At 72.8% G+C, this 504-nt stretch carries 1 protein-coding gene; it reads right to left on the bottom strand.

Annotated features, from left to right (window positions below):
- On the bottom strand, positions 1 to 504 hold a 504-nt coding region (locus ACTMTJ_RS45430; protein ID WP_441225336.1), incomplete at both ends, for a carboxyl transferase domain-containing protein.

Below are 504 nucleotides of genomic sequence, written 5' to 3'. Positions count from 1 at the left end.
GCGGCGGCGAGCTTCTTGCGGTGGAGGATGTTGACGGCCGCCGAGGCGCCCATGACCGCGAGCTCCGCGTTGGGCCAGGCGAAGACGGCGGTCGCGCCGAGGGAGCGGGAGTTCATCGCGATGTACGCGCCGCCGTAGGCCTTGCGCGTCACCAGCGTCACCCGGGGCACCACCGCCTCGGCGAACGCGTGCAGCAGTTTCGCGCCGCGCCGTACGACGCCGTCCCACTCCTGGCCGAGGCCGGGCAGGTAGCCGGGGACGTCTACGAGGACGATCAGCGGCACGCCCAGCGCGTCGCACATCCGCACGAAGCGGGCCGCCTTCTCGGCGCTGGCCGAGTCGAGGCAGCCGCCCAGGCGTAGCGGGTTGTTGGCGATCACGCCGACCGTGCGGCCGGCGAAGCGGCCCAGTGTGGTGACGATGTTGGGCGCCCAGCGCGCGTGCAGCTCCACGGACTCGCCGTCGAGCAGGGCCTTGATGACCGGCTTCACGTCGTACGCCCGG

This window comes from Phytohabitans sp. LJ34, assembly GCF_052068095.1.
Classification (GTDB): domain Bacteria; phylum Actinomycetota; class Actinomycetes; order Mycobacteriales; family Micromonosporaceae; genus Phytohabitans.
The sequence above is the reverse complement of the archived record's forward strand: the minus strand, read 5'-3'. Positions and strand labels throughout refer to the sequence as shown.